Source organism: Vagococcus bubulae (assembly GCF_003950315.1).
Taxonomy (GTDB): Bacteria; Bacillota; Bacilli; order Lactobacillales; family Vagococcaceae; genus Vagococcus; species Vagococcus bubulae.
On sequence record NZ_NGJT01000044.1, the window covers coordinates 1 to 5018 of the forward strand.

4 protein-coding genes are annotated in these 5018 nt (G+C 34.2%); all 4 read right to left on the reverse strand.

All coding sequences use genetic code 11. The annotated features are described in order from the left end of the window. Positions 1-126 precede the first annotated feature (126 nt). The 4 genes from CBF36_RS11950 to CBF36_RS11965 are packed head-to-tail and all read right to left on the reverse strand — an operon-like array spanning position 127 to position 4784. Entirely contained in the window at positions 127-1107 is a 981-nt protein-coding gene (locus tag CBF36_RS11950) for a LacI family DNA-binding transcriptional regulator (protein WP_125958601.1), read from the reverse strand. A gap of 20 nt (positions 1108-1127) precedes the next feature. After that, positions 1128-2606, reverse strand: coding sequence for a UDP-glucose--hexose-1-phosphate uridylyltransferase (gene galT / locus CBF36_RS11955; protein ID WP_125958602.1), 1479 nt, complete (start codon positions 2604-2606; stop codon positions 1128-1130). Next, the gene (galE, locus tag CBF36_RS11960) at positions 2603-3607 is read right to left on the reverse strand and encodes a UDP-glucose 4-epimerase GalE (RefSeq protein WP_125958603.1); all 1005 of its coding nucleotides are present in this window, start codon (positions 3605-3607) and stop codon (positions 2603-2605) included. Before galE ends, galT begins: the two co-directional genes overlap by 4 nt. A 13-nt stretch (positions 3608-3620) precedes the next feature. Then, positions 3621-4784 (reverse strand): galactokinase, encoded by a 1164-nt coding sequence (locus CBF36_RS11965; RefSeq protein WP_125958604.1) that lies wholly within the window; start codon positions 4782-4784, stop codon positions 3621-3623. Between the last annotated feature and the right edge of the window lie 234 nt (positions 4785-5018).

The window sequence follows — 5018 nt, forward strand, 5'->3', positions numbered from 1 at the left end:
TAAGGAAATTAACTGCCTATAGGCAGTTGAAAGATACTAATGAACTCAAAAATAAGGATTTAAGAATGATATTTCTATTCTTAAATCCTTATTTCTTTATTTTAAAGACTATTTAGTCAGCCTCTTTTAATGTGTTTGTCGCTTAACTAAATGCGTGACTACTTCCATCTTTATCGGTATATCAATTTCTGTATCTAATAATGTCAGTAGATGACTAACTGCCACACTCCCCATCACTTCAGTAGGGACTTGTATAGTTGTTAAACTTGGTGTTAAATATTTTGCCACGCTAATATCATTAAAAGATATCAGCGCGATATCCTTTGGTACAGTCAGCCCTTTTTCTGTTAAGGCTCGTAAAGCACCAACAGCAATGGCATCACTCTCAGCAAAAAAGACATCAACAAACTCTTCTCGAGGTGTCTCTTCAATGTATTGTGCCATTGCGTCATAGCCAGATGCTACACTAAATGCTGTCTGTAAAATACAATCAAGTGAGTGATGTTTTTCAAGATTATGTTGCAAATGTGCCAATCGATAATCTTCCACAGGCTCATGAAGCGTTTTGGTATACTCTATCCCTTGTAATACACCAACAGAATGATAGTTTTTTTCTTCAATTAAAGAAACAACTTGTTGCATAGCTTTGTTTATATCAACAATAACAGATGAGAAACCATAACTTGTTGCATCAAAATCAATAAATACTATGGTTTCAACTACTGACGCCATTTTTTCTATTTCTACTTTGTCAAATTTCCCCAATGCAAGTAGCCCATCTATATTTTCTTTATCAAGGGACTCAATATCACATTTTATTAGCTCTACTGCTAATTCTTCCGCCCGTTTTTCAATCCCTAAACGTATGGCTAAATAGTAAATATCTTCTAATTCTTCATCAGGTTGATACCACTGAATTAACCCAATTCGTTTAGTTTGTCTTGGTTTCTTTTTATGATGTTTTGTATAATTTAATGCTTCAGCTACTTCAAAAATCCGACGCTTTGTTTCTTCATTTATTGATAATGTGGCGTCATGATTTAATACACGCGAGACTGCAGCAGGTGACACTCCGGCTTCGTTTGCTATATCCTTAATTGTCGCCAATGAGTTTCCCTCCTTCTAATTTATAATGTCTCCATGAATCGATTAAATCCTTCTTGACCTTCTTTATTACGTTTATACACGCCAGCGTCTTCTAACACATGAAGAAATACTTCTCCAATCGCGTCTTCTATTTGTTTATCAACTGTTTCTTCTGTTATCTGTTGATTTTCTTTAATAGATGTCGCCCACGACATATGATAATCTTTCATTTGGTGTTTTTTACCTAATAAAAATTGACGAACCTCTGACATCTCTTCTTTCAAACGAGGAGGCAGTATGGCTAATCCCATCACTTCTATCAAGCCAATATTTTCTTTTTTAATATGATGATATTCAGGATGTGGGTGGAATATACCATCTGGGTAAGTATCTGAAATATTATTATCTCTTAATACCAAATCCATTTCATATTTTCCCTCTTTTTTACGTGCAATAGGTGTCACTGTATGATGTGGTGTCTTATCATGACTAAAAGCTGAAATATTTAATGCTTCATCTGAGTATGTTCGCCATTTTGTTAAAATATAATCAGCCACATTAATCAACTCATCTTTATTATCACTTCTTAATCTAATCACCGACATTGGCCATTTCACGATACCAACCGATACATTTGGAAAATTTAGTATATCATAACTTTTTTCAATGGGCGATGTTTCAATCGGAAAATGACATCTTCCTGCCTGATAATGATCATGAGATAAAATTGAGCCGCCTACGATGGGTAAATCTGCATTTGACCCCACAAAATAATGTGGGAACACATCCAGCACATTGACAAGACGAGTAAATGTTTCTTTATTAATCGACATTGGACGATGAACTTGAGAAAATAAAATACTATGTTCATTGTAATAAGCATAAGGAGAGTACTGAAATGCCCATGGTTCACCACAAAGTGAAAATCGAATCACCCGATGATTAAAACGGTTTGGATAGCCTATACGACCAGAGAATCCCTCATTTTCAATACATAACATGCATTTTGGATAATTGGTTGATGCCATTGTTGCTGCTTGTTTTATCTCTTTAGGATCTTTTTCAGGTTTTGACAGATTAATCGTAATGTTGAGTGTTCCATAGTCGCACTCATAAGGAAACTCAATATTTTTTGCAATCGCTTGTGTTTTAATATAATCGTTATCTCGACTTAGTTGATAAAAGTAATCCGTTGCTTGCTTTGGTGATTTATCATAGTAACTATTAAACGTATCATTAACCTGTTTAGGCGTAGGCGTTACAATGTCCATTAATTCTCCAACTAATACATCTTTTTCATGAGCTGTATCGACTATTTTCCCTTGTTGGATTGCCACATTAACTAGTTCATTCACCATTTCTACTGCTAATTTATCTATTAGTTCTGCTTCTTTTTCGTAATCATCAACCCCTATTAAAAACATCACTTTGTTGGTCAAATAAACTCGATCCATCTCATCCCACAAACCTGTTGAAATCGCGTAAGAAACAAATGTTGTCATCCATTGATTTACCATCATACTTGGTCCTCCCCTTCATAACCATATGGATGTGTTTTATGCCACTTCCAAGCTGTCGAAATAATTGTTTCAATATCTGTATGAGTCGGATTCCATCCTAATATTTTTTTTGCTTTTTCATTTGAAGCAACTAATATTGCTGGATCCCCTGCTCTTCTAGGTGACATTTCAAAAGGTATTTCTTCTTCTGTTACACGAACCGCTTCATCTAGCAACTCTTTAACTGAAAAGCCGTTGCTGCTCCCTAAATTAATAATTTGACTCTCATCATGATGGTCTAAATAGTTTAACGCTAAAATATGAGCATCTACTAAATCTAACACATGAACATAATCACGAATACACGTACCATCTGGCGTTGGATAATCATCACCAAAAATATTTAAACATTCACGTTGTTTTAGTGCTACTTGTAAAATAATTGGCAATAGATGTGTCTCTGGATGATGATCCTCTCCAATAGATGCGTCAGGCATTGCTCCTGCAACGTTAAAATAACGCAACGAAACATATTTCATACCATAAGCTTCATCACACCATTTCATCATTTTTTCCATCATCAATTTACTTTCACCGTATGGATTCTTAGGGTTAGTTGGTGTTAATTCACTAATAGGTGTCTCTTTTGGTTCACCATAAGTCGCTGCTGTTGAAGAAAAGACAATCTCTTTTACATGATGGTCATTCATCACTTCCAATAAGACTTCCATGCCATAGACATTGTTGTTAAAATATTTTAAAGGGTTTTCCACTGATTCTCCAACTAAAGAACTTGCAGCAAAATGAACCACTTGTTCTACCTTCTCTTTATCAAAAACACTACTTAAAAATGCTTTATCTCTGATGTCTCCTTCGTAAAATGTGGCACTTGGATGAATGGCTTTTTTATGTCCAGTTAGTAAATTATCAACCACAACCACCTCATGACCACTTTCAACTAAACGTGCCACCGCATGAGATCCAATATAACCTGCTCCACCTAAGACTAAAACTTTTTTCATAAGAATTCTCCTTTTATGATAATTTTTTTGTGCCGTCTCCGATAGACGCTTCATAAAAATCTGCCGCATACCCGATTTTACTTTCATAACCTGCTCCAACAACTTCTTTAAATTCAGCCAGATGATGCTTATTAACCAAAGCAATGGCACATCCTCCAAAACCTGCCCCTGTCATTCTAGCACCTAAAACACCAGGTTGTTTTTGGGCATAATCTACCAATGTATCAAGTTCTATACCTGTCACATCATAATCTTCTTTTAATGATTGATGAGAGGCATTTAATAGTTTTCCAAATGTTTTCAAATCACCATTAGTCAATGCTTTTTTCGCTTCTAACGTTCGTTCATTTTCGGTAATAGCATGTTTCGCCCGTTTTCTTATTACCTCATTATCAATTTTATCACTGTACTTATTAAAATCAGAGACACTCAAATCACATAATGTGTTTATCTCTACATATTGTTGTAGCTGTCTTAATGCTTCTTCACATTCGCTACGACGTTCATTATATTTTGAATCAGCTAGTTCACGGCGTTTATTAGTGTTCATAATCATAATCACATAGTCTCCAAACACTGCTGGAACTAACTCATAAGCTAATGTATTTGTATTCAGTAAAATCGCATGGTTTATTTCTCCCATACCTATAGCAAATTGATCCATAATGCCAGAATTCACACCAATATAATCATTTTCAACTTTTTGTCCAAGTTTTACTAAATCAAGTCTTGGAATATTTAATTCACACTCATCAGACATAATTAGCCCTGTTAAAAGCTCAATAGACGCAGAAGAAGATAACCCCGCACCATTTGGAATGGTACCATAAAATAAAATATCAAAGCCGTGATTAATTTTATATCCAGCTTGTTTTAGTAAATAAATAACCCCTTTAGGATAATTTGTCCAGTCATCATCTTCTTTGTATTCCAATTCAGATAATCGAATTTCTTTCACACCAATTTCAGGAAAATTCATCGAATAAAAACGGATAATATCGTCTTCTCTTTTCCTCACTAAACCATATGTTCCAATGGTTATCGCTGCTGGAAAAACATTTCCCCCATTATAGTCTGTGTGTTCTCCAATTAAGTTTATTCTCCCTGGTGAAAAATATTCTGAATCATTTTTTTCATTAAAAATATCTAGAAACGTTTGTTTTAATTTCGTTAACATTTGTCTTCCTCCTAGTAAATATTTAGTAAATTAATTATAACATTTACTGAATACGGTTGCAAATAAGAACAAAAAAAGATATCAATGGAATGTTTCCCATTAATATCGGCTCTATAATTTAAAGGACTGATGAATCAAAATCTGATTCATCAGCCTTTTTTAGTTTATTTTATTTAAAAACATGTCGTCTATCTAGTAAAATTTAAGTACCAAACAAAAATATCAGATAGAAAG

Bases quoted from the DNA above. Each gene is read 5' to 3' on its own strand.
- galE (WP_125958603.1), bottom strand. From the start codon at position 3,607: ATGAAAAAAGTTTTAGTCTTAGGTGGAGCAGGTTATATTGGATCTCAT.
- CBF36_RS11965 (WP_125958604.1), bottom strand. From the start codon at position 4,784: ATGTTAACGAAATTAAAACAAACGTTTCTAGATATTTTTAATGAAAAA.
- galT (WP_125958602.1), bottom strand. From the start codon at position 2,606: ATGATGGTAAATCAATGGATGACAACATTTGTTTCTTACGCGATTTCA.